Source organism: Gemmatimonadales bacterium (assembly GCA_035502185.1).
Taxonomy (GTDB): domain Bacteria; phylum Gemmatimonadota; class Gemmatimonadetes; order Gemmatimonadales; family JACORV01; genus Fen-1245.
The window spans coordinates 139,576-164,019 of sequence record DATJUT010000031.1 but is presented as its reverse complement, the minus strand read 5'-3'; the positions used below and the strand labels follow the sequence as shown (position 1 = coordinate 164,019).

The 24,444-nt window shown below is 70.1% G+C and carries 27 protein-coding genes; 5 read left to right on the top strand and 22 right to left on the bottom strand.

Annotated elements, in window-relative coordinates; translation table 11 throughout:
- Positions 1–5: 5 nt before the first annotated feature.
- Positions 6–680, bottom strand: a complete 675-nt coding sequence (locus VMF70_04495) for a TIGR00730 family Rossman fold protein (GenBank protein ID HTT67265.1) — start codon at positions 678–680, stop codon at positions 6–8.
- Between the two features lie 173 nt (positions 681–853).
- Here VMF70_04495 and VMF70_04490 point away from each other — a divergent pair, with 173 nt between their 5' ends.
- From VMF70_04490 to VMF70_04480, 3 genes are read left to right on the top strand one after another with little or no spacing between them, the layout of a single operon-like run.
- Positions 854–1,111: a hypothetical protein gene (locus tag VMF70_04490; protein HTT67264.1), complete on the top strand. Its 258-nt coding sequence runs from the start codon at positions 854–856 to the stop codon at positions 1,109–1,111.
- Positions 1,108–2,073: a tRNA epoxyqueuosine(34) reductase QueG gene (gene queG / locus VMF70_04485; protein HTT67263.1), complete on the top strand. Its 966-nt coding sequence runs from the start codon at positions 1,108–1,110 to the stop codon at positions 2,071–2,073. The genes VMF70_04490 and queG overlap by 4 nt, the downstream gene beginning before the upstream one ends.
- The gene (locus VMF70_04480) at positions 2,058–2,354 is read left to right on the top strand and encodes a hypothetical protein (protein ID HTT67262.1); all 297 of its coding nucleotides are present in this window, start codon (positions 2,058–2,060) and stop codon (positions 2,352–2,354) included. Before queG ends, VMF70_04480 begins: the two co-directional genes overlap by 16 nt.
- On the opposite strand, the gene VMF70_04475 is transcribed toward VMF70_04480, so the two are convergent.
- From VMF70_04475 to VMF70_04375, 21 genes are all read right to left on the bottom strand, one after another.
- A complete protein-coding gene (locus VMF70_04475; protein ID HTT67261.1) occupies positions 2,351–3,523 on the bottom strand; it encodes a hypothetical protein in 1,173 nt (390 codons plus the stop codon). The genes VMF70_04480 and VMF70_04475 overlap by 4 nt on opposite strands.
- Before the next feature lie 5 nt (positions 3,524–3,528).
- The gene (locus tag VMF70_04470; protein ID HTT67260.1) at positions 3,529–4,638 is read right to left on the bottom strand and encodes a hypothetical protein; all 1,110 of its coding nucleotides are present in this window, start codon (positions 4,636–4,638) and stop codon (positions 3,529–3,531) included.
- Positions 4,631–5,290, bottom strand: a complete 660-nt coding sequence (locus VMF70_04465; protein HTT67259.1) for a hypothetical protein — start codon at positions 5,288–5,290, stop codon at positions 4,631–4,633. The genes VMF70_04470 and VMF70_04465 overlap by 8 nt, the downstream gene beginning before the upstream one ends.
- A gap of 15 nt (positions 5,291–5,305) precedes the next feature.
- A complete protein-coding gene (locus tag VMF70_04460) occupies positions 5,306–6,199 on the bottom strand; it encodes an ABC transporter ATP-binding protein (protein ID HTT67258.1) in 894 nt (297 codons plus the stop codon).
- Positions 6,196–6,597, bottom strand: a complete 402-nt coding sequence (locus VMF70_04455; GenBank protein ID HTT67257.1) for a GntR family transcriptional regulator — start codon at positions 6,595–6,597, stop codon at positions 6,196–6,198. The genes VMF70_04460 and VMF70_04455 overlap by 4 nt, the downstream gene beginning before the upstream one ends.
- A gap of 34 nt (positions 6,598–6,631) precedes the next feature.
- On the bottom strand, positions 6,632–7,513 hold the full coding sequence (locus VMF70_04450) for a metallophosphoesterase (GenBank protein HTT67256.1): 882 nt from the start codon (positions 7,511–7,513) through the stop codon (positions 6,632–6,634).
- A 42-nt stretch (positions 7,514–7,555) separates the two neighbouring features.
- Positions 7,556–8,308 (bottom strand): Nif3-like dinuclear metal center hexameric protein, encoded by a 753-nt coding sequence (locus tag VMF70_04445; GenBank protein ID HTT67255.1) that lies wholly within the window; start codon positions 8,306–8,308, stop codon positions 7,556–7,558.
- A gap of 87 nt (positions 8,309–8,395) precedes the next feature.
- Positions 8,396–8,878 (bottom strand): polymer-forming cytoskeletal protein, encoded by a 483-nt coding sequence (locus tag VMF70_04440; protein HTT67254.1) that lies wholly within the window; start codon positions 8,876–8,878, stop codon positions 8,396–8,398.
- A gap of 2 nt (positions 8,879–8,880) precedes the next feature.
- The gene (locus VMF70_04435) at positions 8,881–9,696 is read right to left on the bottom strand and encodes a M23 family metallopeptidase (GenBank protein HTT67253.1); all 816 of its coding nucleotides are present in this window, start codon (positions 9,694–9,696) and stop codon (positions 8,881–8,883) included.
- Positions 9,696–10,586, bottom strand: coding sequence for a ParB/RepB/Spo0J family partition protein (locus tag VMF70_04430; GenBank protein ID HTT67252.1), 891 nt, complete (start codon positions 10,584–10,586; stop codon positions 9,696–9,698). Before VMF70_04430 ends, VMF70_04435 begins: the two co-directional genes overlap by 1 nt.
- Entirely contained in the window at positions 10,583–11,407 is an 825-nt protein-coding gene (locus VMF70_04425; GenBank protein HTT67251.1) for an AAA family ATPase, read from the bottom strand. The genes VMF70_04430 and VMF70_04425 overlap by 4 nt, the downstream gene beginning before the upstream one ends.
- 131 nt (positions 11,408–11,538) lie before the next feature.
- Positions 11,539–12,810, bottom strand: a complete 1,272-nt coding sequence (locus VMF70_04420) for an ABC transporter permease (protein HTT67250.1) — start codon at positions 12,808–12,810, stop codon at positions 11,539–11,541.
- Positions 12,803–13,756 (bottom strand): ATP-binding cassette domain-containing protein, encoded by a 954-nt coding sequence (locus tag VMF70_04415; GenBank protein ID HTT67249.1) that lies wholly within the window; start codon positions 13,754–13,756, stop codon positions 12,803–12,805. The genes VMF70_04420 and VMF70_04415 overlap by 8 nt, the downstream gene beginning before the upstream one ends.
- Complete coding sequence (locus VMF70_04410; GenBank protein HTT67248.1) at positions 13,753–14,274, bottom strand: DJ-1/PfpI family protein; 522 nt, start codon at positions 14,272–14,274, stop codon at positions 13,753–13,755. Before VMF70_04410 ends, VMF70_04415 begins: the two co-directional genes overlap by 4 nt.
- 60 nt (positions 14,275–14,334) lie before the next feature.
- Positions 14,335–14,781, bottom strand: coding sequence for an SUF system NifU family Fe-S cluster assembly protein (locus VMF70_04405; protein HTT67247.1), 447 nt, complete (start codon positions 14,779–14,781; stop codon positions 14,335–14,337).
- On the bottom strand, positions 14,774–15,991 hold the full coding sequence (locus tag VMF70_04400) for a cysteine desulfurase (GenBank protein HTT67246.1): 1,218 nt from the start codon (positions 15,989–15,991) through the stop codon (positions 14,774–14,776). Before VMF70_04400 ends, VMF70_04405 begins: the two co-directional genes overlap by 8 nt.
- Before the next feature lie 53 nt (positions 15,992–16,044).
- Positions 16,045–17,397, bottom strand: coding sequence for a Fe-S cluster assembly protein SufD (gene sufD, locus VMF70_04395; protein ID HTT67245.1), 1,353 nt, complete (start codon positions 17,395–17,397; stop codon positions 16,045–16,047).
- Between the two features lie 4 nt (positions 17,398–17,401).
- On the bottom strand, positions 17,402–18,178 hold the full coding sequence (gene sufC, locus VMF70_04390; protein ID HTT67244.1) for a Fe-S cluster assembly ATPase SufC: 777 nt from the start codon (positions 18,176–18,178) through the stop codon (positions 17,402–17,404).
- Complete coding sequence (gene sufB, locus VMF70_04385; GenBank protein HTT67243.1) at positions 18,175–19,611, bottom strand: Fe-S cluster assembly protein SufB; 1,437 nt, start codon at positions 19,609–19,611, stop codon at positions 18,175–18,177. Before sufB ends, sufC begins: the two co-directional genes overlap by 4 nt.
- On the bottom strand, positions 19,608–20,306 hold the full coding sequence (locus VMF70_04380) for an HTH domain-containing protein (GenBank protein HTT67242.1): 699 nt from the start codon (positions 20,304–20,306) through the stop codon (positions 19,608–19,610). The genes sufB and VMF70_04380 overlap by 4 nt, the downstream gene beginning before the upstream one ends.
- A 51-nt stretch (positions 20,307–20,357) precedes the next feature.
- Positions 20,358–22,220: a hypothetical protein gene (locus VMF70_04375; protein HTT67241.1), complete on the bottom strand. Its 1,863-nt coding sequence runs from the start codon at positions 22,218–22,220 to the stop codon at positions 20,358–20,360.
- A gap of 49 nt (positions 22,221–22,269) precedes the next feature.
- Here VMF70_04375 and VMF70_04370 point away from each other — a divergent pair, with 49 nt between their 5' ends.
- Together VMF70_04370 and VMF70_04365 are read left to right on the top strand one after the other, a co-directional pair.
- Complete coding sequence (locus VMF70_04370; GenBank protein ID HTT67240.1) at positions 22,270–22,914, top strand: LysE family transporter; 645 nt, start codon at positions 22,270–22,272, stop codon at positions 22,912–22,914.
- An 83-nt stretch (positions 22,915–22,997) separates the two neighbouring features.
- Positions 22,998–24,443, top strand: coding sequence for a sugar ABC transporter ATP-binding protein (locus VMF70_04365; GenBank protein HTT67239.1), 1,446 nt, complete (start codon positions 22,998–23,000; stop codon positions 24,441–24,443).
- Position 24,444 lies beyond the last annotated feature (1 nt).

Below are 24,444 nucleotides of genomic sequence, written 5' to 3'. Positions count from 1 at the left end.
CTCGCCTAGAAGAGTCCGTCCACGGATCGGCCCCCGATCGGCTCCGTCCGCTGGGCGAGCAGGGACTCACGGGCGCGCGTCACCACGTCCACGGCCACGGCGGGATCGTCCGTCAGGTGGAAGATGTCGAGGTCCCGCAGGTCGATCGTGCCCCGCGCGGCCGCCGTGCCACGCAGCCAGTCCACCAGGCCGCGCCAGTAGTCGACGCCGAACAGGACCACCGGGAAGTGCTTGATCTTCCCCGTCTGAATGAGCGTCAGGGCCTCGAACAGCTCATCGAGCGTGCCGTACCCGCCGGGGAAGACCACGAACCCGATGGAGTACTTCACGAACATCGTCTTGCGAACGAAGAAGTAGCGGAAGTGCATCGCCGTATCGACGAACGGATTGGTGCCCTGCTCGAACGGCAGCTCGATGTTGAGCCCGAGCGACGGGCCGCCGCCTTCCTGGGCGCCCCGGTTGGCCGCTTCCATGATCCCCGGTCCGCCGCCGGTGATGATCGAGAAGCCCGCGCCGGCGAACCGGCGCGCCGTCTCCGTCGCGGCGCGGTAGTGCGGATCGTCGGGCTTGGTGCGGGCGGAGCCGAAGAAGGTCACGCCCGAGTATACCCCGGCGAGCGTGTCGAACCCCTCGACGAACTCGCCCATGATCCGCAGCACGCGCCACGGATCGGACGACACGAACTCGCGCCTGCGTTCGGTCGGATGCGGGACGCTGAAGAGACGCTCGTCCTCGGTCGGCCCGAGGCGCCTCGGTCCGCTTCGAGCATCACCGTCTGATGACATCGGGAGCCCTCTTGCCACGGGGTGAGCGTGCGAATATACAGATTCCCCTTGGGGGGCACAAAGGAAAAATGCGCACCTGGCGCACCCTGTCGCTCGCCCTCATCGGGAGGGCCGTCGTCAACCCGCGCGTGGCGCGAGACCTCGCTGCCCTCGCCTGGTCGATGCGTCGGCGTCGCTGGTACCGGGAGCCGCCGTTCCTGCCGCTGCCGCCGCCAGAGTACGTCCGGTGGCGAATGCTGACCGCCTACGGGGACGAACGAGCGATTCCTCCCGTCGAGGACGTGCTGCGCGTGGCCCGCTGGCGTCGGGAGCTGCTGGCGCCGTGACGCCCACCGCGCTCGCCGCCGCCGCCAGGGCGATGGCCCGCGAGATCGGCTTCGACGCCTGTGGAGTCACGGACCTGGGCCCGTCGGCGGCCGCGGCCGCGTTCGATCGCTGGCTGGCGAGCGGGTATCAGGGTGAGATGCGATACCTGGAGCGACAGGCCCCGATCCGGCGGGAACCAGCACGCACCTGGCCCGACGCTCGCTCCGCCGTGGTGGTGCTCCACAACTACTGGCAGGAAGACGCCGCGCCCGCCCCGGGGCGCGGCCGCGTCGCGCGCTACGCCCTCGGCGACGACTACCACGCGGTGATGCGGGTCAACCTCGAGCACCTCGGCGCGCGTCTCGTGGACGCCGCCGGGACCGGCCGATTCCGGGCCTTCGCGGATGCGGGCCCGCTGCCGGAGCGCGAGCTCGCGCGGCGCGCAGGCCTGGGGTGGGTCGGGAAGAACACGATGCTGATCCACCCTCGACTCGGCTCCTTCACGTTCGTCGGCGTGCTGCTGACCGATCTCGTCTTGGCCGTCGACCCCCCGTTCGAGGCCGACCGGTGCGGCACCTGCCGGCGCTGCCTCGAGGCGTGTCCGACCGGGGCGTTCCCCGAGCCTCGGGTGCTCGACGCGACCCGCTGCATTTCCTATCTCACCATCGAAGCCCGGGGACCGGTGCCCGAGGCACTGAAGCCATCGCTCGGAGACTGGCTGTTCGGCTGCGACGTGTGCCAGGACGTCTGTCCCTGGAACGTGCGGTTCGCGCGCGAGACGGCGGAAACCAGATACCGCGCGCGTCCCGCGACCGAATGGCCGGCCCTGCAGGACATCGCCACGATGTCGGAACAGCAGTTCGAGGACGCCTTCGGCGCGTCGGCGCTGATGCGTGCCGGCCGCTCGGGCCTGACCCGCAACGCCGCAGTGGTCACCGAGAACGGCGAGCGCCGCCCGGAGGACGGGTGCCCGGCGGCGTGAGGAGCCTGGCCGCCTCGGAGCGAGCCGCCGCCATCAAGCAGGCGCTCGGGGCGGGCCTGGCGAAGGTGGATCCGTACCATCGGCTCCAGGGCCGACCCGTGCGCTATCAGCTCACGGCGGGCCAGACGCTGGAGATCACGTTCCGCGACGTGCCCAGCATCGGGGAGGCGGAGGTCAACGGCGTGAAGCGGTTGCTCGGTGGGAAGTCGTTCTGCACCGTGAGCCCGCAGTCCCGCGAGCGGATCATCGTCAGGTTCGTGGTGCCGCTCGACCAGGCCTAGCCGGCCACCTTCCAGCGCCGGCCGGCGACCAGCGCGATGGCGAGCGCTACCGCGACCCAGACCAGACCGCCGGCGACGGCGCGGTCGCCCACGCTCGGTCCGCCAGCCTCGGACGCGCTGAACCAGTGGGAAAACGCCTCCCTTGCGAGCTCCCCGGCCGGCTCGCCGTAGGCTTGTTCGAGCGCCCGGCCTGTGGGCAGCGGCGATCGCCAAAACGCGGCAAACGCGGCCGGCGACCCCGTCTTGAGCAGGTACGCCAGCAGTTCGCCGTGCGTGTAGTACTGGCTGCCGTAAAAGTAGAAGCGTTCGTCCCCCGCCGACGAAAGGCTCGAAAGCCCAGCCAGCCGGCTGCACAGTGGCGCCGCGCCCTGGAGGCAACCGATCTCCCTCCACGGGTCGCTGGCCATCCAAGGCTGAGCCGTGACGTCGAAGGCACGCTGGATGGTGACCGGCTTGATGGTCCGCCCGGCCTCCTGCATCCGGACCGCGAGAGGCTCCCTTCCCCACCACCACCAGGGACGCCCTGCGAGCCAACGTCGCACCGCGCCGCCGGGAACGCCGAACCTCGCGTACAACGCGCATTCGTCCAGGAACCGCCCGATCGGCGCGCCCGCAGCATCCCGCGCGATGAGCTGGCGGTAGCCGAAGTCCCTGCGCGAAAGCAGGTTGACCTCCACGACGCAGGGGTCCCCTTGCTCGCGGGCATACTCGCGCGATCGCAGGGTCCACCATTCGTAGTTGTTCCCCTGCCCGCGGCGTCTTGCCGGATTCGAGTACAGTGCGACGATCACCGGGATCCCGCCCGCGCCGATGCTCGGATACAGGCCGAGCTCGCCGGCCGCCGCGTGCAGCCATACGCGTGCGCTATCCGCGCCCACGGGCGTCTCGAACAGCACGGTCAAGGAGCCGTCCGCACTGTGCACGGCCCGCGGGCCCCGCGCCGCCGCGCGCAGGGAGTCGCCGAGACGGTTGTACTCGAGTTCGTCCTTCTGCCTCGCGATCGCCTCCTGGAGCGCCCTTATGGCATAGCGCTCCCCGGTGGCCGGCGTGGCCCGTTCGGCGAGGCCCAACGCGACCGCCAAGCCACCGCCCTCGGACGGTTCCCGCGGCGGCAGAAGCGCCGCGCTAATGACGAGCAGGGCGACGAGCGGGGCCCAGAGCCAGGGCATTCGGCTCAGCGCCACCGGCCACCCCTAGTCGCAGCCAGCAACAGCAGGCCCACAAACGCCAGGACGGGGAGCGCATCGCCGACGCCGGCGGTCACGCGCGCCTGGCCTCCCTCCGTCATCACCCACGAACGCCACTCGGCGACCATGGAGTCCTCCGGGACTCGCGCGACCCGCGCCAGGCGCTGGCCCAGCGAGCCGGATGTGTCGGCGAGCGCCCGAAGGAGCGCGTCGGGACCGTGGAGCGCACGCACGGCCCGCAACAGACTGCGCCGCGCCGCCGCGCCCGCAGGGATGCGGGGCACGAACCGCGTGCCCTCAGCGAAGCGCAGGCAGGCGTCGTCGGATCCGGCGACGCACTGCTCCGCGTCCGCCCGCTCCGGTTCGTAGAACCACTCGCGCTGAGCGACGAGGTGCCGGATTTCGCCCGGCTCGTACCGAGCCTGGAATGGGTCAGGATCGTCATCAAGCCCGAGCCACAACCGACATCGCGCCACCTCGCCTTCCAGGCATTTCGCCCCCGCACGGGTGTCTCCTTCCATCAGCGCGCGCACCGCCGCCGGCCCGTCCGCTGCCACGCGCCACCCGAGGCTCAGATCCGTCGGCAGCCAGTCCTGCCATGCGCGATCGAGCGTGCCCTCGTACGCGCGCACGACGGCGGCCGCCACGCTCCAACCGGCTACGAGCGTGTCGGGAACGAGCGGGAGATCGATCCCGATTGTGGCGCGACCGAGGAGCCCTTCCGTCTTCAGCGTGACGTCCACGTCCGTGGCGAGCAGTGTGACCAGCACGTGTCGGCGGAGGAACACCTCGGGAACCGCGCCGAGATCGTTGAGATACGCCGCCGCACTGGCCACGACCACCCGCCCGGCCGCCCGGCCCACCGTTCCCGGCAGCAGCAGTGTCACATCGCCCGCGTCGAAACGTCGGGCCCGCCGTTGCTCCTGCGCCCGCCACCGGTCGGCCGAGTCCGCGCGCCTGGCGTCAGCGAGGAGCGATTCGGCGCGAGCCAGCAGTCCCCGCGCGCCGTGGTCCTTGCGCGGGACACCCTGAGTACGCGCCGCGGAAGCGCCGCCGAGCGTGGCGAGGGCAAGCCAGACGACGGCGCGTCTACACATCGAACAGCGCCCACCGCCCCATCAGGATGCTGAGCGGCCCCGGCCAGGTGGTGAGGAGGTAGAACACGCTCTGGGTGACCGAGCTTTCGACTCCGAGCGCCACGAGGAGCAGGTCGGCGAGCAGGATGCCGCACACCACACCCAGCGTGGCGAGGACCGCGCGCCGAGTCGCGATGGAGATGGCGAAGAAGATCGCATAGCAGACCAGCGCGGCGAGGGCGAACCGGGCCGTCAACTCCAACGGATAGGCGTGCACGCCGCTGGGAAGCTTCACGGATGCGACCGCCACGGCGGCGCCGATTCCCAAGGCGGCCACGGGCACGGCGAGCAGCGTGGCGCCGGCGGCGAAACGCAGCAGCACGTACATGCCCCGCGGCACGGGCAGCGACAGCGCGTACACGTGATTCCCCGCGTGGTCGGGCGCCCAAGCGCCAAGACCCAGTAGCAGGCCGAGCAGCAGGGCTAGGCCGGGAATCAGCACACCGATCCTCTGCGCGGCAAACAGCCAGGTCGCGACCCGGCCGCTTGGCGCCCCCTCGAGGTTGCCGCCGTACGTCACGACCAGCAGCGGCAGCGCGAACGCGAGCACCACCAACAACATCACCGCCGTCCGCGCGGTGAGCCACTGGGCCTTGAGTACCTGGGTGTACATTCGGCGCCCCTTGCTTCAGAACCTCGAGCCGCGCGACGAGCGCAGCAGCTCGACGAACCCCTCTTCGAGGTCCAGGTCTACGATCTCGCGGACACCCGCGCCCGCGCCCTCGAACCACTGCACCATCGGCGGTTGCCAGCCGCGCACGACCCACACCTGCTCCGTTCCGGCCATCTCTCGCTGCAGCAGCACGAACGGCGTGTCGCCGATCAGGCTCGGAGGATTGGAGATCCGGATACGCTTGATGCCATTCTTGAAGCTCTGCATGGGCAGCTCCACCACCAGCTTACCGTCGTCGAGAACCCCTACCCAGTCGCAGATGCGTTCCAGCTCGTGGACCAGATGGCTGGAGATGAAGACCGTGGCCGTGCCTTGCGAGCAGAAATCGAGCAGCGCCGCCAGCACGTCCCGTCGCACCACCGGATCGAGTCCGTCGGTGGGTTCGTCCAGCACCAGCAGCCGCGGCCGCTGCGCGAGCACGAGCAGGATGTGCAGTTTCCCCATCTCTCCCTTGGAGAGCTTCGCGAGCTTCTGATCCAGCGGCAGGCCGAAGCCCTGGCGCAGCTCCGCCGCGTACGCGACGTCGAAGCCGGGATAGAACGCCGCGTGGAAGTGGATGGCCTCTTCGAGGGACAGGTATGGATACAGATGCGGACGCTCGGGCACGTATCCCGTCTCCGCCAAGATGCGCGCCATCTCCCCGGGAACCTGCCGCCCCAGCACCGTGATCGCGCCCCGCTGGGCCCGCAACATGCCGAGGAGCAGGCGAATCGTCGTCGTCTTCCCCGAGCCATTGGGTCCGAGGAAGCCGTAGATGGCTCCCGACCGCACCCTGAGATTCAGGTCCCGGATCTCGAAGCGCCTGCTGGCCCGGTACTCCAGCCCCGAGGTCTCGATGGCGTAGTTCATGCTAGCCGCAACCTCATCTCGACTCTGAGCGCGTGCTCCATGTCCTCCTTGGTCACGCCAACCACGGACGCCTCGTGCAGCAGCCGCCGCACCAGCCGCCGGGCCTCCCGTTGCCGCTCCGCTTCGCGCCTGGGCTGTCCCAGCTCCCGGACGAACGTGCCCGCTCCCTGCCGGCTCTCGACCACGGCCGCGTCCTCCAGCTCGCGATAGGCCTGCACGACGGTGGCGGGGTTCACCCGCAGCTGCGACGCCAGCTGCCGGACCGAGGGGAGCGCCGCCCCCGGCGCGAGGTCCCCGGTCGCGATCGCGATGCGGATGCGATCGGCGATCTGCGCGTAGAGCGGAACGGGACTGCGTGGATCGATGTGCCGGAACACGGCCCCCGCCACCTGTATCACTGTACCGATACAGTGGCACTATGGGCCCGCCGTGTCAAGAGGGGTGCAGCACCAGCAGCGTGACCTCCGGCGGACAGCGCCACCGGAACGGCGCCGTGATGGCCCCGATGCCGCGCGAGACGCACAGCTCGCGAGCCCCCTCGCGGATCGCCCCGGCCAGGTAGCGGTATCCGAACTGCGAGGGCACGTACGGGGGCCCCAGCCACGGGAGGTGCGCCTGGCCGCCGTGGGTATGGCCCGAAAGCATCAGGTCGAGGCGCAGGTCAGCGGGCCAGAACGCGAACACGTCCGGGTCGTGGGACACGACGACGCGTGGCATCTCGTCCGGAACGCCCGCGAGCGCCGCCGTGAAGTCGATGACGTCGAAGCGCAGGTCGCCGACGCCCGCCACGGCGAATTCGTCCACCCCGCGCCTGACACGCACCGATGCGTTGCGGAGCTCGACTACCCCGGCCTCGCCGACGGCCCGGCGCACCAGCTCGGCCCCGACGTAGTGATCGTGGTTGCCCAGCACGCCGAAGACGCCGTCGGGCGCCGAGAGCGGTCGCAGCAGCTCGGTCAGTCCGGATGCGTAGCGCGGGCTGTGCGACAGGTAGTCTCCTCCGAGCAGGATCAGATCGGGCTGCAGCGCGAGCCCCGCGGCAACGGCCTTCGCGATCCACCATTTCGGCACGACGGCCGAGTAGTGCAGGTCCGTCAGGAAGGCGATGCGGTAGCCGTCGAACGAGCGAGCGAGGCCGCGAAGGGCGACGTCGTGGCGCTCCACGGCCAGCCGCTGGAGGCGCCACATCCCGAACGGACCCGCCAGCGTCTCGATGGCGTGGCTGACCAGATTCTCGAGTCGCCGCCGCCGGCCCGGGACGAGCGAAGTGCTGCGAGGGAGGTGGCGGGGTGAGCGGATGAGCGGGCCGATCACGGCCCGCCGCTCACCGGTCCGGCCCACCGCCCCAGCCCGAGGCTACAGGCCGGTCGGATGATCAACGAACGACCACGGCAGCTGAAACCGCTCGGCGATGTGCTCCGCGAGCGCCCTCACGCCAAGGGTCTCGGTCGCGTAGTGGCCGGCGTAGAACGCGTTGACCCCGAGCTCTTCCGCGTCGAAGTAGGTCCAGTGCTGCCCTTCGCCGGTGACGAAGGAGTCGAGGTCGGCGCGTTTGGCCTGCGCGATCATGGAGCCGGCGCTGCCGGTGATGATGCCGACCCGCCGCACTCGTGCCGGCCCGCCCGGAATGACCCGCACGGCCCCGCCCAGGATCTCGCCGAGCCGCGTCGCCAGGGTCTCCCGCGGCAGGTCCAGCTCGCCCCAGGTGCCCAGCGGGGCGCCGCGGTACTCACCGAACCAGCCGCGGACCTCGAGCCCGAGCTTGCGGGCGAGGACCACGTTGTTGCCGACCTCCGGGTGCCGGTCGAGCGGGAGGTGCGCCGAGTACAGGGCGATGCCGTGGCGCACGAGCGACGCCGCACGCCGGTAATGGCGCCCCACCAGCGGCTCGAGGCCGCTCCAGAACAGGCCGTGGTGAACGATCAGCAGATCGGCGCCGCGCTCGGCCGCCTGGTCGATGACCGCCTGGCACGCATCGACGGCAACGGCGACGTTGTGCACTTCGCCGGCATTCTCGACCTGAAGCCCGTTCAGGGCGTTCGGGTCGTCGGCCACCTCCCCGGTGCGGAGGTAGTCGTCCAGGTATCGCACGAGGTCTTCGAGGCGCACCGCTCAAGCCCAGGGAGAGGGGGTCGCGTCGGCGAACGGTCGTGGATGGATCACGCCGACGCGACGCCTGTGGCCGCCGCTGGACGCCTACTGGCTCCGGCCGGGGCCGGTCGCTCGGGACGCCGCCGCCGTGGAGGACTCCGTCGCGGCATCGGGCCGCCGGTTCTCCTGGAGCAGCGAGCCGTCCCCCATCTTGACGTGGCCATTCAAGGTCCCGCCTTCGGCGACCGAGATGCGCAGCGTCGTGATGTCGCCCTCGATGGACGCGCCGGCCTGCACCTCGACGCGTCCGCGGGCCCGGATGGCCCCGTTCACCACCCCGCCCACGATCACCTCGGCCGTTTCGATGTCGCCGTGCACGACGCCGCCCTTGGCGACGAGCACCTGCGTGGATGCCCTGACGTGCCCGTCGACCGTCCCCTCGATCTTCACCACGCTGTCCGTCTCGAGGTCGCCGCGGACCACCATGCCCGCGCCCACGATGGACAGGCTGAGGGCCGCGGCCGATCCCCTGCCCGGCGGCGCCGCCTTCTCCCGCGCTGGTTGGGGTTTGCTGCCGAAGATGCCCATGGCTACGGTCCCTCCCGCACGAGCTTGGTCGGATCGATGGACCGGCCGCGGAGTCGCACCTCGAAATGCAGGTGCGGAGCGGTAGAACGGCCGGTGTTGCCGGAGAGTGCGATCACCTGTCCTGCGGCGACGGTGTCGCCGCGCGCGACCAGGATGCGCGACAGGTGGCCGTACATTGACTGATAGCCCGAAGGATGCTGGAGTAACACGAACAGGCCGTACGAGGAATCCCTGCCCGCCCGCTCCACAATGCCGCCACCCGAGGCTCTGACGTCGGATCCCTCCGGCACCGCGAGGTCGATGCCGGGGTGCACTTCTTCGCTGGGCGTGTCGGCCACCATGCCGCGGGTACGATAGGATGGCACCGAGAGCGGCCAGCGGCTCGGCACCGAGAGGCCGCTGGCTCCCTCGCCCGTCGAGTCGCGCGTCGGCGCCCGGGCTATCATCGGCGGCGCGATGTACAGGCGCTCCTCGCCGGCGGCCAGCTGGCTCTCGGCGCCTCCGTCGGGGGCCGGCACCTGGGCGCCCAGCATGCCCCGCAAATGCGTGTACCGCGCCTCCGCGTCGGACAGCTCGCGGGCGAGCTGCGCCACCCGGGCATTCTCCCGGGTCAGCTGGTTGACCCGGTGCTGGAGCAGCGGCGCGCGTAGCGCGGCGGAGAGTACGGGTCCGTACGACACCACGATGGCGACGGCGGCGACCAGCAGGACGACTGCAGTGATCAGCCCGGCCCGGACCAGCCAGGACGGCACCTGCAGCTGGCGCGAGTTCAGGGCGCCGTTGCGGTGGACGATGACGGTGTAACCGGAGCCCGGCACTAGCCGTCCCAGCGGCGGCCGAGGATGAGCTCGAGCAGCCGGCCGAGATCCTCCTCAGAGTAGAAGCGCACCTGCAGATGACCCTTCCCCTTCCCGTTCAGCACCACGGTCGCGTCCGTCCCGAGCCGCTTGCGGAGCGCCGACTCGATCCGGGCGACCTCGGCCGGCACCGCGCGGCGCCCCACGCGGGCCCTGCCCTCCCGCGCGCCGCCCGGCGCGCCGCGGGTGTGACGCTCGATCTCGCGCACCGACCACCCGCGGGTCACGCATTCCCGCGCGAGCTTCTCGATCCGGCGCCCGTCGCTCAGGCTGAGCAACGCCCGGGCATGCCCCGCCGTGAGCGCATTGCTGGCCACCAGCTGCTGGACGCTCTTGGGCAGCTTCAGGAGCCGGACCGCATTCGCGACGGTGGAGCGGTCGCGGCCCACCGCTTCGGCAATGGCCGCGTGCGACAGCTTGAAGTCCGACGCCAGCCGGTCGTACCCCTCCGCCTCCTCGATGGCCGACAGCGACGCTCGCTGCAGGTTCTCCACCAGGGCCAGGGTCAGCAACGTCCGGTCGTCCACGTCCCGCACGACGGCGGGGATCTTCTTCCAGCCAAGCTCGCGCGCCGCTCGCCAGCGTCGCTCGCCGGCCACCAGCTCGTAGCCCGCCTCGATCTGCCGCACGATGACCGGCTGGAGCAGCCCGCTGGCGGCGATCGACTGCTTCAGCTCGGCGAGGGCGGCCGGGTCCATCGCTCGCCGGGGCTGAAAGCGATTCGGCTCCACGGTCTCGATCGGCAGATCCCGCAGCGAACCCTCGCGCTCGGCCTCCTCCACCGAGCCAGCCCCGAGTAACGCCTCGAGTCCCCGGCCCAGCCGGCGGCGGCTCCCGGTCACCCCGCTCACGTCGCCGCCTCGGCGGCGTGCCGCGTGGTCTCGCGCGCCTCGGCCGCGACCTTGGATGCCGTGCGACGGATCAGCTCCTCCGCCACGTTGAGGTAGCACTGTGCACCGACCGACCCGATGTCGTAGAGCAGGATCGGCTTGCCGAAGCTGGGCGCCTCGGCCAGCCGCACGTTCCGGGGCACGACCGCCTTGAACATCCGCGCGCCGAAGTACTCCCGCGCCTCGTCGGCAACCTGGCGCGAGAGGTTGAGCCGGGCATCGTACATGGTGAGCAGGACGCCGTCGATCGCCAGGCGCGGGTTGAAGTTGCGCTGCACCAGACGCACGGTGTTCAGCAGCTGCGACAGCCCTTCCAGGGCGTAGTACTCGCACTGGATGGGGATGATGACGGAGTCCGCCGCCGTGAGCATGTTCAGCGTCAACAGGCCGAGCGAGGGGGGGCAGTCCATCAGGACATAGTCGTACGACTGGCGCACCCCTTCGAGGGCGCCGCGCATGATGGTCTCTCGGTGTGCCCGGGAGACCAGCTCCACCTCCGCGCCCACCAGGTCGCGCGACGCCGGCGCCACGTCGAGGAACGGGAAATGGACGGCGCGGCGGATCGATTCCGTCAGCGGCCGGTTGTCGAGCAACACCTCGTACAGGGTCAGATGGAGGCCGTCGCGCTCCAGGCCCACGCCGCTCGTGGCGTTCGCTTGCGGGTCGGCGTCCACCAGCAGCGTTCGCTTCTCCGCCGCCGCCAGCGAAGCGGCCAGATTGACGGCCGACGTCGTCTTGCCGACGCCGCCCTTCTGGTTGGCGATTGCGATGACCCTGGCCATGGGGCGGGGGAATCTATCTGTTGCACGTGCAACGGGCTAGCACACTTGCGGGGCAGGGAGGGGGTGTTGCACGTGCAACGGGGCCCCCGGCGGGGCCCCGTGGGTGGCTTCGGCCGCCCTGCGCCCTCAGCTCAGTCCTGTCTCGCCCAGCGCCACAGCTCCTTCAGGTTGGGGCGCTTGCCGTACATCAGAATCCCGATCCGGTATACGCGCGCGGCCAGCCACACCACCACCACGCTGGAACCGGCGCTGATGGCCAGCGACAGGGCCAGCTGGGCCGTCGGCACGTCCGACGTGGCCACGCGCACCGGCATGATGATCGGGGACGAGAAAGGGATCATGGAGGTCACGACCGCCATCTGCCCGGCCGGGTCGTTCAGGGCCGCAAACGACACGATCAACGAGAAGACCAACAGCATCATGACCGGCTGCTGGGCCTGCTGGGCCTCGGAGTCGGCCGTGACGGTCGCACCCACCACGGCGAACAACGCCGAGTAGAGCAGGAAGCCGAGCACGAAATACACGGCGATGACGGCGAGGAGACCGGCGCCAATCGCCGGCATCGTGATGGAGCTCACCTGCTCGGGCGAGACGTGGAAAGCGCCCAGCAGCTGGGTACGGAAGTGCACGACCAGGTAGCCCGTCAGACCCCAGATGCCGACCTGGAACAGGCCGACCCCGCCGACGCCGATCACCTTGCCGAGCATCAACTGAAATGGGCGCAGGCTCGAAACCAGGACTTCGATGATGCGGGTCTGCTTCTCCTCCAGCACGCTGCGCATCACGTTGATGCCATAGATGAGGATGATCATGTACAACACGATCCCCACCGCGTAGCCCAGGAAGAACGTCACCATCGCCGACTCGCCCGTCGCGCCGTGCTTGGTGATCCGCTCGGTGTGCAGCTTGATGCCGCGCTGCGCCTCCTGGACTACCGCCGCGTCCACGCCGTGCCGCGCCAACCGCTCCGTCACGATGCTCTGCCGGAGCAGGCCCTCCATGAGGCCCATGTCCGTGATGGACACGTTGCGGCCCCGGTACTCAGCCAGTCCCGACTCCACGGTCGCCGACGATACCGTCAGCACCCCGTCCAGCGTCTCGGCGCGGACCGCGTTGGTCAGCGAATCCTGCAGGGCGTCCGCCCGCCCGGAGCCGGCCTGCACCACGGTGAGGACGTAGCGCCCCGAGCTCTCGAGCTGCGTCTTCAGGCGCGCCGCAAAGTCGCCCGCCTCCTCGTCCACCAGCGCCACGTGATTGACCCGCCCCGCCCGCGATATCAGCAGGCTTGGCAGGACGGTCACGCTGATCATGAACACGGGCCCGAGGATGGTCGAGATCAGGAACCACTTCGTACGGACCTTCTCGATGAACTCGCGCCGGACGACCGCCCAGACCTTACGCATGGGCCACCTCCGCTTCGGCCGCTGCCTCGGGCCCCGCCGTGTCGAGGAAGATGCGGTTCAGGGACGGCTCGATGCGCTCGAAGCGCCGAATCCGGGCTCCCGTCTTCATCAACCGCTCCAGCACGAGCTGCGGATCCACGCCGTCCTTCAACTTCAGCTCCGCGAACAGGCCCGAGTCGTCGGCCGCGGCCACGAGGTCCGCCACGGCGCGCATGGCCTCGGCTCCCGCCGCCCCGTCCTCGAACGCCACGGCGACGTGGGTGCCGCCGTGCACGCGCTTCACCTCCGCCAGCCCGCCGTCCAGCACCTTCCGCCCGCGCGCGATGATGCACACGTGGTCGCAGATCTTCTCGGCCACGTCCATCTGGTGGGTCGAGAAGATGATCGTCTTGCCCGACCGCGAGAGGTGCACGACGATGTCCTTCAGCACCTGCTGATTGATCGGATCGAGGCCCGAGAACGGCTCGTCCAGGATCAGCAGCTCGGGCTCGTGCAGCATGGTGCCGATGAACTGGACCTTCTGCTGCATGCCCTTGGACAGCTCCTCGACTTTGCGCGCACCCCATTCGGTGAGGTCGAGGCGGCGCAGCCATTCGTCGGCGTTCGCGCCGCCCCGCGCGCGGTCGACCCCCTTCGCCTCCGCCAGGAACACGAGCATGTCCCGCACCCGCATCTTGCGGTACAGGCCGCGCTCCTCGGGCAGATAGCCGATGCGGGCGCTGTGGTGACGCCCGCCCATCCGGTCGCCGAACAACTCGATCGTCCCTTCGTCCGGGATCGTGATGTTCATGATCATGCGGATGGTGGTGGTCTTCCCGGCGCCGTTCGGCCCGAGCAGCCCGTAGATCGCGCCCCTGGGCACGCGCAGCGAGAGGTCCGCGACCGCGACGTGTCCTGCGAACCGCTTCGCGATCCCCTCGATGGCGACGACGTTGTCTGGAGTCATGGGTCGAGCAGCCGGGCCAGGGTTTCGCCGAACGCGGCCGCAGCCTCCGGGCCGCTGGCGGTGACGATCGTCCCGTCGAGCACGACGGCCTCCTCTACGAAGGTGGCACCCCCGCGTTTCAACTCCGCGATGGCGCGGTCGCTGGGGAACGTGGTTGCCCGCTTGCCGGCCAGCAGGTTGGCGCGCGCCAGCACCGGCGACGACAGGCAGATCGCGCCGACGGGCCGGTTTGCGGCGTACACGGCCCGCGCGAGCACACGCAGCGGCTCCGAATCCCAGAGGTGAGCCGGCGCGCCGGCGCCCCCGGCGACTGCGAGCGCGTCGCACGACCTCGGGGCCGCCTGGTGGACGGTGCAATCCACACCCACCTCGGCGCCGCCCATCCCCGTCGCGATGCCCCCGCGGGTCGAGGCGACGGTGACGGTCGCGCCATGCTGCTCGAGGATGCGCTTCGGCACCAGCAGCTCCTCGTCACGGAAGCGCTCCGGCGCGATCACGAAGACGACGTTCGGTGGCACGGGGGTCTCCGATGGCCGTCACCGGAGAGAGAGAATAACAGCCGCTGCGGCGGGGGGCGACTAGGACGAGATCCTGGTGCTCTCTTCCAGCGCGTTCCATCCGAGCAGGGCGCACTTGACGCGCACCGGGAACTTGGCGACGCCCGCGAGCGCGCGCGCCTCGCCGAGCGCCCGGTCCCGCGCCGCCTCGGCCGAGCCGTGCATCATCTCGCCGAACCGCGCCCCGAGCGCGCGCGCCTCGGCGACCGTCTTGCCCTTGATCAGCTGCGTCATCATGGACGCCGAGGCCTGGCTGATCGAGCAACCGCGTCCGGAGAAGCGCACGTCGGCGATCGTGTCGCCGTCCAGGAGCAGGTCCAGCTCCAGCTCGTCGCCGCAGGTCGGATTCGACAACGCTACGCGGCGGGTGTGGGCTTCGAGGCTTCCCTGGTTCCGCGGCCGCCGGTAGTGGTCCAGAATCAGTTCCTGATACAGCTCCGCGAGGCCGGATTCGTCGCGCTCAGGCATGGGCGTAGCCGAACAGCGCGCGCGCCTTCTCGAGCGCGGCGACCAGCGCGTCCACGTCCTCGCGGGTGTTGTACACGTAGAACGTCGCGCGCGCGGTGGCCGCCACGTCGAGCCGCCGCATCAGCGGCTGCGCGCAGTGGTGCCCAGCGCGGATCGCGACGCCCTCGCTGTCCACGATGGTCGCGAGGTCGTGGGGATGGATGTCGGCGAGCGTGAACGACACCACGCCGGCCCGTTCGGCGGGCCCGTACACCTTCACGCCCTCCACGGTCGCCAGCCGCTCGAGCGCGTAGCGGGCCAGCGCCCGCTCGTGCGCGGCCACCTCGTCCATCCCGAGGCCCTGCAGGTAGCGGATGGCGGCGCCCAATCCCATCGCGCCCTCCACGTTCGGCGTGCCCGCCTCGAACTTGTGCGGCAGCGGCGCGTAGGTCGCCGTCGTGTCCTGGACCGCGCGGATCATCTCGCCGCCTCCGTGATAGGGCGGCATCGCATCGAGCAGTGCCGGCTTGCCGACCAGCACCCCGATGCCCATCGGCCCGAGCATCTTGTGTCCCGAGAACGCGTAGAAGTCGCAGTCCAGCGCGGCTACGTTCACCGCGAGGTGGGGCACGGCCTGCGCGCCGTCCACCACCACCAGCGCGCCCGCATCGTGGGCGACTCGCGTCAGCGCCGCCACGGGGTTCACCGTGCCGAGGACGTTGGAGACGTGGGTGAAGGCCACGATCCGCGGCTGCCGCTCCAGCGCGCGCCGGAAATCGCCCTCGTCGACCCGGCCGTCCGCGGTCAGCTCGACCATGACCAGCCGCGCGTCGCGCGCCTCGGCCAGCAGCTGCCACGGAATCAGGTTGGAGTGGTGCTCCATGGCGGTGACGACGATCGTGTCGCCCGCGCGGACCCGCGCACGGCCCAGCGACGCCGCCACCAGATTGATCGCCTCGGTCGTACCCCGCACGAAGATGACGCCGGACGGATCGGGCGCGCCGACGAACGCCGCCACCTCCGACCGCACCGCCTCGTATGCCTCGGTGGCCCGCACCGCGAGATCGTAGGCGCCGCGGTGCACGTTCGCGTTCAGGCTGCGGTAGTAGTCCACGATCGCGTCGATGACCTGGCGCGGCTTCTGGGTCGTGGCGGCTGAGTCGAGGTAGACGAGCCGCCGGCCGTGGCTGGCCTGCTGCAGGATCGGGAAGTCGGCGCGGACGTCGCGCATTCAGGTCGCCTTCCGCGGCTCGGGGCCGCGCCGAAGCGTGATCACAAATCTGCTCAGCCGCGCGGCGCGGGCTCCGTCACGTGCCCGGCCGCCAGTCGCGCCCGCACCGCGCCGTCGAGCGCCTCGCGCAGCCCCGGGTGCCGCAGCCGCCCCAGGATCTCCGCACCGAACCCATAGGTCAGGAGGGCGCGCGCCTCGTCGGGCGCGAGGCCGCGGCTCTGCAGGTAGAACAGCTCCTTGGGATCGAGCGGCCCGAGGGTGGCGCCGTGCGTACACTTGACGTCGTCGGCGTAGATCTCGAGCTGGGGCTGGCTGTCGGCGCGGGCCTCCTCCGACAGCACCAGGTTGTGGTTCGTCTGCTTCGAGTCGGTGCGCTGCGCCCCGGGCCGCACGATGATGCGTCCGTTGAACACGCCCCGCGAACCGGCGTCGAGCACCCCGTTCATGAACTCGTGGCTGCGACAGTCGGGTTGCGCGTGATCGATCACGGTGTGGTGATCCGCGTGCTGCCGGCCCCCCAGCAGGTACAGGCCGTTGAGCAGCAGCTCGGCGCCGGGGCCGTCGAGCACATTTGTGATGTCGTGCCGCGCCAGGCCGGCGCCCAGCACCAGCGGGTGCAGCAGCAGGGTGCTGTCGCGCCCCTGCCGCGTATGGGTGCTGGCCACGTGGTACGCCCCCAGGGGCTCTTCCTGGATCCGGACCACCTCCACGTCGGCGCCGTCGCCCAGCACCAGCTCCGTGACCGCGTTGGTCCAGTAGGGCGTGTCCTCCAGGGCGACGTAGTGCTCGACCACCGTGGCCCGCGCCTGCTCGTCCGCGACCACCAACAGCCGCGGGTGGCTGACCGTCGGCTTCCCGCCGGGCGCCGACGCGAAGATCACGTGGAGCGGCTCCGCGAGCACCGCACCCCGCGTCAGGTGGACGACGGCGCCGTCCGCGATGAACGCCGTATTGAGAGCCGTGAAGCTGTTGGCCGCCGGCGCCGCGCCGCGCCCAAGATGCCGCTCCACGAACGCCGCCGCGCCCGCGGCTCCCTCGAGCAACGCCGCGAGATTGCCGACCCGCACCCCCGCCGGGAGGCCGGTGAGCGAGGAACGCTGCGCCGCGTACTTCCCGTTCACGAACACCATCCGCAGCGTCTCGCCGCCGGAGGCACCCGGACCGGCCCCGGCGCGTGCCGGCGCCGGCACGAACGCGTTCTCGACCAGGGGGGCCACGCTGGTGAAACGCCACTCCTCCTGCCGGGTGGTCGGGAAGCCCATGTCCGCGAACCGTGCGATGCCGGCCGCCCGCAGCTCGCGCAGCCACGCCGGCGCCGCCCCGCCTCCATTGGCCGCGAACGCTTCGTACTGCGCCACGTACCGCTGCACCGCGTCCGCCGCCGAATTCACGCGCTGGGTGCCCACCGGGCTAGACCGCCGCCTCGGCCCGCACCCAGTCGTAGCCGCGGGCCTCCAGCTCCAGCGCCAGCTCCTTCCCGCCCGACAGCACGATCCGCCCCGCGCTCAGCACGTGGACGAAGTCGGGTGTGATGTAATTCAGGATGCGCTGGTAGTGGGTGACCACCACGGTGGCGTTGTCCGGCCGCCGCAGCTTGTCCACCGCGCCCGCCACCGTCCGCAGCGCGTCGATGTCCAGGCCCGAATCGGTCTCGTCGAGAATCGCCAGCTTCGGCTCCAGCACCGCCATCTGCAGGATCTCGTTGCGTTTCTTTTCGCCGCCCGAAAAGCCGTCGTTCACCGGACGATTCATCAGGCCGTCGTCGGAGTCGATGGACTTCAGCTTCTCCGCCAGCAGATCGAGAAACTCCAGCGGGTCCAGCTCCGGTTGCCCCCGGTGCTTGCGGACCGCGTTGAGCGCGGAGCGCAGGAAGTACGCGTTCGTGATGCCGCGAATCGCCACCGGATACTGAAAGGCGAGGAACACTCCTTCGCGTGCCCGCTCCTCGGGATCGAGCTCGAGCAGGTCCTTCCCTTCGTAGCGGATCGAGCCGGCGGTCACCGCATAGGCCGGATGGCCGGCGAGCACCTGGGCGAGCGTGCTCTTCCCGGATCCGTTCGGCCCCATGATGGCGTGCACCTCGCCGGCGTTCACCACCAGGTCGATGCCGCGGAGGATTTCCTTGCCCTCCACCGACGCGTGAAGATCCGAGATCTCGAGCATCGGCGTCCCCGCCGCGCGCGTCATCCGACGCTCCCTTCCAGGCTGATGCCGAGCAGGCGCTGCGCCTCGACCGCGAACTCCATCGGCAGCTCGCGGAAGACTTCCTTGCAGAAGCCGTTCACGATCATGCTCGTCGCGTCCTCGGCCGACAGCCCGCGCTGCCGGCAGTAGAAGATCTGGTCCTCGCCGATCTTCGACGTGGATGCCTCGTGTTCCATGATGGCCGTGCTGTTGCGTACGTCGATGTACGGGAAGGTGTGCGCGCCGCACTGGTCGCCGATCAGCATCGAGTCGCACTGCGAGTAGTTCCGCGCGCCGGTCGCACCCTTGAGGATCTTCACCTGGCCGCGATACGTGTTCTGCCCGCGTCCCGCGGAGATGCCCTTCGAGACGATCGTGCTGCGCGTGTTCTTCCCGATGTGAATCATCTTCGTCCCGGTGTCCGCCTGCTGGCGGTGGTTAGTCACGGCCACCGAGTAGAATTCGCCGATCGAGTTGTCGCCCTGCAGCAGGCACCCCGGATACTTCCAGGTGATCGCCGACCCCGTCTCCACCTGGGTCCACGAGATCTTGGAGTTCCGTCCGGCGCACTTGCCCCGCTTGGTCACGAAGTTGTAGATGCCCCCGCGCCCCTCTTCGTCACCCGGATACCAGTTCTGCACCGTCGAGTACTTGATCTGCGCGTCGTCGAGCGCGATCAACTCGACCACGGCGGCGTGCAGCTGGTTCGTGTCGCGCATCGGGGCCGAGCACCCCTCGAGGTAGCTGACGTAGCTCCCCTCGTCCGCGATGATCAGCGTGCGCTCGAACTGGCCCGAGGCCGCCGCGTTGATGCGGAAATACGTGGACAGCTCCAGCGGACAGCGCACGCCCTTCGGGATGTACGCGAAGGAGCCGTCGCTGAACACCGCGGAGTTCAGCGCGGCGAAGTAGTTGTCGTTGTGCGGCACCACGGTGCCGAGGTAGCGCTCGATAAGATCCGGATGCTCGCGCACCGCCTCGGAGAACGCGCCGAAGATGATGCCCTGCTGGGCCAGCGTCTCCTTGAACGTGGTGGCCACCGACACGCTGTCGAACACGGCATCGACCGCCACGCCGGCGAGCCGCTTCTGCTCGGCCAGTGGAATGCCCAGCTTGTCGAACGTCTCCAGCAGCTTGGGGTCCACCTGCTCCAGGCTGTCGAGCGACTTGGCCTGCTTGGGCGCCGCGTAGTAGACGATGGACTGGTAGTCGATGGGCGGGTACTTCACGTTCGCCCACGTCGGCTCCTTCATCGTCATCCACTGCCGGAACGCCTTGAGCCGCCACTCCAGCATGAAGGCGGGCTCGCCCTTCTTGGTGGAAATGAGCCGGATGATATCCTCGTTGAGCCCCGCCGGGACGTTGTCCGATTCGATGTCGGTGACGAACCCGTACTTGTAGGGCTGCAGGACCTGGGCTTCGATGGAGGAGGTCATGGCTGCTCCCGTCGTGCCTCGACGCCCTCGGACCCGTCGCCGCCTCTCAGATCCGGCGTGATCGAGTACTCGCAGGCATTCGAGCCCTCCGTGATGTGCGTACGGCGCTCGACCTGCGCGGCCAACACCTCGGTCAGGAACCGCCGCTCCGCGGCGCAGACCTCGGGATACCGCTCGGCCACCGCCCGAATGGCGCAGTTGTGTTCCGCCAGGCGAATGGTGCCGTCCGCCGTGTTCCATTCCGCCATGTAGCCCTCTTCCGACAGCATCCGCACCAGCCGCTGCAGCCGCACCTCGACGGGCTGGTCGGCCAGCTCGCCCTTGAGCGCCTCGGCCCGTGCGCGGAACTGGTCGACGAACAGCCGATTGATCTCCCCGCGCCCGGCCCGTTCCTCGATGTGCTGCAGCAGTCCCTTCAGCGCATCTTCGTACCGGTTGGGGAACAGGCTCTCCCCACGCGGCGTGAGCCGATAGACGTAGGCGGGGGCGCCCAATCCGCGTTGCTCACGGCCATAGCCAATGCACCCGTCGAGTTCCAACTCCTTGAGATGCCGGCGTACGGCATTCGCCGATACCCCGAACTCGATGCTAAGCTCTTTCGCTGTAACCGGTTGCGATCGCTTGATCCGCAGCAGTATCCACGCCCGCAGACCGCGATGGCCGGGGATGGACGGTGCCGGTGTCGAGAATGTCATCGAGCGGTTTCCTCACTTCGCCAATGTTTTTGTTGGCGAAGTAAGATTACCCTAGAAGAGGAAGGACCGCAACGCCGCGGCCGACGCCGGGCCGAGCCCGGCGAGGACGTCGGCGAGCGTGATCGAGGCGTTGCGGTGTTGGACCGCGAGCGTAAGCAGCGCGTCCCGGAACCGGGCGTCCCCCGCGGCCCGGCGCGCGGCCTCGATGGCGGCCACGCCCTTGGTCCGCAGCAGCTCGTCAGTAGAGGCGGAGACCGGCGCGGCGCCGAGCGGCAAGTCGACCTCACGCGGCAGGGCGTGCCACGCGCTGTCGGCTTCTCCGACCAGGCGCTGGCGCACGGAATCGCCCTCCACCACGCCCCGGATCGCCACCCCTGCCCAGGCTGGAATGGCCTCCGTGATCCAAGCCGATCCCGGACCCGCGGCCGCTGCCGAGTTCCCCCACCAGGTCCGCGCGAGCTCGCGCGTGATCTCCCCCGTGCGTAGGCGGAACGCCGCAGCGTAGGTGGTATCGGTTCCGAACGTGGCCAGTCGCCCGACCAGGAGCAGGCCCGCGAAGCCGCGATCAACGGGAATGCCGGTCTCCACTACGTTGATCTCGTCCATCGGCAGGCGCCCGAACGCCCGAGAGCAGAAGTCCCACGCCGTGCGGACCACAGCGGCAAGCGAGTCGATCGCGGTGCTCGAAGAAGAGTCCTCCGGGCTCAGCCACACCGAGACGCCGATGCCACCCTCGGGTCTCGTCACGATCCGGTACGGGCCCAGCGCGAACGCGGCTCCGGACGCCGCGACCTGGTCCGCGCTCCAGGTCAGGTGACGCCGTCCCAGGGCAGTGCCGTCCGACGTCAGCCGGCCCGCCGCCACGGCCCGCCACTCGTCAGGCAGGTCGAAGCTGAGAGTGACGCTGGCGCGCGGCGTCCGCACGAACTGGAACGCCGAGTCCAGGGAGGGCTGGACCCGTGGCAGCCAGTCGACGGTGGCGAAGGCGCCCGCCGCCGTCAGTTGCATCAGACCAGCCGGGAGCGCGTGATCCCCGGCCGAGACGTGGAAGAAGACGGTCAGAACGGCGCCTCCCTGTGGCGGCGCGGCGTCCGGCAGCCGAACCCACGAAATGCTGCCGGAAGTCCGCGAAGCCAGCAGCGCGGTGTCGCCGCGGATGCTGTCGACCGCGAAAGCCGGCCACACCCAGACGGCCACCGAATCCGCCGGCGAGGCTCCCCAGTTGACCAGGTTGACCTTCACGGCGAAGTCCGCTCGCACCTCGTCCGCGTCGTAACGCACCAGGGCATCGTAGGCGACTGCCTGCCACGCGGTGCGCGGCACCACGCCGGCGAGCGCGACGCTCTCGGCCGGGGCAGGAGGAGGGGTTGGCCCGTAGGGAGCGCCGCCGCGGATCCTGAGGCCGGCCACCACCCGCCGGTACCCGGCTTCGATGGAGTCCCGGGGCAGCCCGCGCGGATACCGGAGCTGCAACACGATGAGGTCGCCCCCGCGGGCGATCGCGTACTCCTCGACGTCCAGGACGACGTGGTCGATTGCGCCGCTGAACAGCGTCCGCATGGCCGGCAGGCCGGCGACGGTGACGGAATCGCTGGCCTCGAGCGCGAAGCTGCGTCCCAGGCGGCGTCGCCAGGTGGATTCCAGGCGGCTCTCGACCAGTTGTCGCAGCGGGATCTGGCCTGGGAACGTCGCCAGGATCAGGGCCCCCCACAGTTGGTCGCGGAGCGGGGCGGCTCGCGGATGGAAGATCACCGTGGTGGTTTGCGGCCCGACTCCAGGCTCGAATACCCAGTCGGGGAAGGGGCGTGGGAGCGAAACCCCGTACGCCTCGTTCGCGTAGACGGGGGCGTCGAGCGTGGCCGTGTCCTGCGGGGTCGGAAGGCCGGCAAGGAAGGCCAGTACCATCCCGAGCATGGCTCGATCCTACAAGTCGGACGAAAAGCGCGCTACATTGGCCGGGCCCATGTTCCTGCTCCTACCCTTCGCGCTCGGCATCGCCGTCGGGGTCCTCTACTGTGCCCCCGTCGGGCCGGTGAATCTGGAGATCGTCCGACGCGGCCTGTCGGTCGGCTTTCTCGCCGCCTTCCTGGTCGCCCTCGGCTCGGTCATCGGCGACTCGTTCTGGGCCGCGGTCGGCATCCTGGGCTCGGGCCTGCTGATGGAGTCGCTGCCGCTGCGGGTGACCATCGGCTTCATCGGCGTGCTGATCCTGTTGTACCTGTCCTGGAGCGCCTTCCGCGCGTCGGCGCAGAACCCCGATTACCACCTGTCCGATCCCCCCCGCAAGCGGGTCGGCTTCGCCGTCGGGGTCGCCCTCTCCATGGCGAACCCGTTCGCGGTCTTCTTCTGGCTGTGGCTGGCGGCGTCGGGCGCCATGGCCTCCGCCGGCGTGGACAGCGCTCACCACGTGGCCCGGGTGTGGTTCTTCACGGGGCTGGTGACCGGTGCCATCCTGTACGGCGTGATCCTGTCCGGCATCGTGGCGTGGAGCCGGCGGTTCATCTCGGCGCGCATGATGCGGATCATCAACGTCGGCGCCGCGATCGGCCTCCTGGCGCTGGCGATCGTCATGACCCTCCGGATTCTCCGCCTCATCAGAACGATGTGACCCCACCGGCCGTGGCACCCGCCGCCCCTTTCCCCGCACCGCTCCTCACGCTGAGCGCCGTCACGAAGCGGTTTCCGGGGGTCGTGGCGCTGGACGCCGTGGATCTCGATGTGCACGCCGGCCGGGTGCACGCGCTGGTCGGCGAAAACGGCGCGGGCAAGTCCACGCTGCTCCGGATCGTCGCCGGCGCGGCCCGGCCCGATGCCGGGCGCATCGCGCTGGACGGCAAGCCGGTGGCCTTTGCGGCGCCCGGCGACGCGCTCCGTGCCGGGATCACCGTGATCTACCAGGAGCTGTCGCTCGTTCCCCAGCTCGGTGCCGCGGCCAACATCTTTCTCGGTATGGAACCGGCCCGGCACGGGGTGCTGGACCGCCCCGCCGCGGCCACGCGCGCCCGCGAAGCCCTGCAGGCCCTGGGTGCCGATTTCGATCCGGAAACGCCGGCGGGCGAGTTGTCCGTGGCCGAGCAGCAACTGGTCGAGCTGGCTCGTGCGCTGGCGCGCGACGCGCAGCTGATCGCCCTGGACGAGCCAACCGCCGCGCTCTCGCACCTCGAGACCGCGCGGCTCTTCGAACAGATCCGACGCCTCTGTGCGCGCGGCATCGCCGTCATCTTCGTTTCGCACCGGCTCGAGGAAGTTCGACGCATCGCCGACGAGATCACGGTGCTGCGCGACGGCCGCCGGGTGTTCACCGGGCTCGCGACCGAGGTGGATGACGCCGGCGTGATTCGCTACATGGTGGGCCGGGACGTCGAGTACGCCCGGCTTCCTTCCGCCGCGCCCGCTGCTGGAGAGCCCCTGCTCGAAGTGCGGGGCCTGGGCAAGGGCCGCAGCTTCGCCGACGTCGGCCTGGTCGTGCGCCACGGCGAAATCGTCGGCCTGGCCGGCCTCGTCGGCGCGGGACGGACGGCCCTGGCCCGCTGCATTGCCGGCGCCGATCCGCATCACACCGGAACCATGACGCTGGCCGGGAAGTCGTTCCGGCCGGCCTCCCCCCGCGACGCCATCGCCCGCGGCGTCGTCTACCTGCCCGAAGACCGAAAGACGCAGGGACTCGTGCTCGGCATGAGTGTCAAGGAGAACGTGACCCTCGCGACGCTGGAGACGTTCTCGCGCTATGGGGTCATCCGGCCGCCGGCCGAGCGCGAGGCCGCCGCCCGGCAGACCGCCGCCGTGGAGTTGCGTCCGCCCGACATCGAGCGCGAGGCGGGAACGCTGTCGGGCGGCAACCAGCAAAAGGTCGTTATCGCCAAGTGGCTGCTGGCCGACGCCGATTTGCTGATGTTCGACGAGCCCACCCGAGGGGTGGATGTCGCGACCAAGGCCGAGCTGCACCACCTGATCCGGGCGCTCGCCGACGCCGGCAAGGCCGTGCTGGTGATTTCGTCGGAGCTGCCCGAAATCCTCGCGCTCGCCGATCGGATCGTGGTGATGCGGGAGGGCAGGGTGGCCGGCGAGCTCGCCGGCGACACCGCCACCGCGGAGCAGGTGCTGGCCCTCGCGCTGCCGGCGTCCCACGCCGCATGAA

Excerpts from the sequence above, each read along its gene's own strand:
- VMF70_04490 (HTT67264.1), top strand. The coding sequence starts at position 854 with ATGCGCACCTGGCGCACCCTGTCGCTCGCCCTCATCGGGAGGGCCGTC.
- VMF70_04475 (HTT67261.1), bottom strand. The coding sequence starts at position 3,523 with ATGCCCTGGCTCTGGGCCCCGCTCGTCGCCCTGCTCGTCATTAGCGCG.
- VMF70_04470 (HTT67260.1), bottom strand. The coding sequence starts at position 4,638 with ATGTGTAGACGCGCCGTCGTCTGGCTTGCCCTCGCCACGCTCGGCGGC.
- VMF70_04465 (HTT67259.1), bottom strand. The coding sequence starts at position 5,290 with ATGTACACCCAGGTACTCAAGGCCCAGTGGCTCACCGCGCGGACGGCG.
- VMF70_04460 (HTT67258.1), bottom strand. The coding sequence starts at position 6,199 with ATGAACTACGCCATCGAGACCTCGGGGCTGGAGTACCGGGCCAGCAGG.
- VMF70_04440 (HTT67254.1), bottom strand. The coding sequence starts at position 8,878 with ATGGGCATCTTCGGCAGCAAACCCCAACCAGCGCGGGAGAAGGCGGCG.
- VMF70_04425 (HTT67251.1), bottom strand. The coding sequence starts at position 11,407 with ATGGCCAGGGTCATCGCAATCGCCAACCAGAAGGGCGGCGTCGGCAAG.
- VMF70_04420 (HTT67250.1), bottom strand. The coding sequence starts at position 12,810 with ATGCGTAAGGTCTGGGCGGTCGTCCGGCGCGAGTTCATCGAGAAGGTC.
- VMF70_04415 (HTT67249.1), bottom strand. The coding sequence starts at position 13,756 with ATGACTCCAGACAACGTCGTCGCCATCGAGGGGATCGCGAAGCGGTTC.
- VMF70_04405 (HTT67247.1), bottom strand. The coding sequence starts at position 14,781 with ATGCCTGAGCGCGACGAATCCGGCCTCGCGGAGCTGTATCAGGAACTG.
- VMF70_04400 (HTT67246.1), bottom strand. The coding sequence starts at position 15,991 with ATGCGCGACGTCCGCGCCGACTTCCCGATCCTGCAGCAGGCCAGCCAC.
- sufC (HTT67244.1), bottom strand. The coding sequence starts at position 18,178 with ATGACGCGCGCGGCGGGGACGCCGATGCTCGAGATCTCGGATCTTCAC.
- sufB (HTT67243.1), bottom strand. The coding sequence starts at position 19,611 with ATGACCTCCTCCATCGAAGCCCAGGTCCTGCAGCCCTACAAGTACGGG.
- VMF70_04380 (HTT67242.1), bottom strand. The coding sequence starts at position 20,306 with ATGACATTCTCGACACCGGCACCGTCCATCCCCGGCCATCGCGGTCTG.
- VMF70_04375 (HTT67241.1), bottom strand. The coding sequence starts at position 22,220 with ATGCTCGGGATGGTACTGGCCTTCCTTGCCGGCCTTCCGACCCCGCAG.
- VMF70_04370 (HTT67240.1), top strand. The coding sequence starts at position 22,270 with ATGTTCCTGCTCCTACCCTTCGCGCTCGGCATCGCCGTCGGGGTCCTC.